The sequence below is a fragment of the Pseudomonas sp. 58 R 3 genome (genome assembly GCF_900006605.1).
Lineage (GTDB): Bacteria > Pseudomonadota > Gammaproteobacteria > Pseudomonadales > Pseudomonadaceae > Aquipseudomonas > Aquipseudomonas salomonii.
The window spans coordinates 1-999 of the sequence record NZ_CVTT01000062.1 but is presented as its reverse complement, the minus strand read 5'-3'; the positions used below and the strand labels follow the sequence as shown (position 1 = coordinate 999).

At 50.8% G+C, this 999-nt stretch carries 1 rRNA gene; it reads right to left on the bottom strand.

Annotated features, from left to right (window positions below):
- Positions 1-836, bottom strand: a 16S ribosomal RNA gene (locus BFP92_RS20985); the annotation flags it as partial.
- Between the last annotated feature and the right edge of the window lie 163 nt (positions 837-999).

Genomic DNA, 999 nt, shown 5'->3' with positions numbered 1-999 from the left:
AGGCTTCCAACGGCTAGTTGACATCGTTTACGGCGTGGACTACCAGGGTATCTAATCCTGTTTGCTCCCCACGCTTTCGCACCTCAGTGTCAGTGTTGGTCCAGGTGGTCGCCTTCGCCACTGGTGTTCCTTCCTATATCTACGCATTTCACCGCTACACAGGAAATTCCACCACCCTCTACCACACTCTAGTCAGTCAGTTTTGAATGCAGTTCCCAGGTTGAGCCCGGGGATTTCACATCCAACTTAACAAACCACCTACGCGCGCTTTACGCCCAGTAATTCCGATTAACGCTTGCACCCTCTGTATTACCGCGGCTGCTGGCACAGAGTTAGCCGGTGCTTATTCTGTCGGTAACGTCAAAACACTAACGTATTAGGTTAATGCCCTTCCTCCCAACTTAAAGTGCTTTACAATCCGAAGACCTTCTTCACACACGCGGCATGGCTGGATCAGGCTTTCGCCCATTGTCCAATATTCCCCACTGCTGCCTCCCGTAGGAGTCTGGACCGTGTCTCAGTTCCAGTGTGACTGATCATCCTCTCAGACCAGTTACGGATCGTCGCCTTGGTGAGCCATTACCTCACCAACTAGCTAATCCGACCTAGGCTCATCTGATAGCGCAAGGCCCGAAGGTCCCCTGCTTTCTCCCGTAGGACGTATGCGGTATTAGCGTCCGTTTCCGAACGTTATCCCCCACTACCAGGCAGATTCCTAGGCTTTACTCACCCGTCCGCCGCTCTCAAGAGAAGCAAGCTTCTCTCTACCGCTCGACTTGCATGTGTTAGGCCTGCCGCCAGCGTTCAATCTGAGCCATGATCAAACTCTTCAGTTCAAACATCTTTGGGTTTTTAAGAAACCCTAAACTTGGCTCAGCAATCGTTGGTTACATCTTTGATTTCTCGCGGAGTAACTTGTGATGCTGATAATCTTGTTGACTATCAGTCTGACTCCACAAGCACCCACACGAATTGCTTGATTCAGTTGTTAAAGAGCGG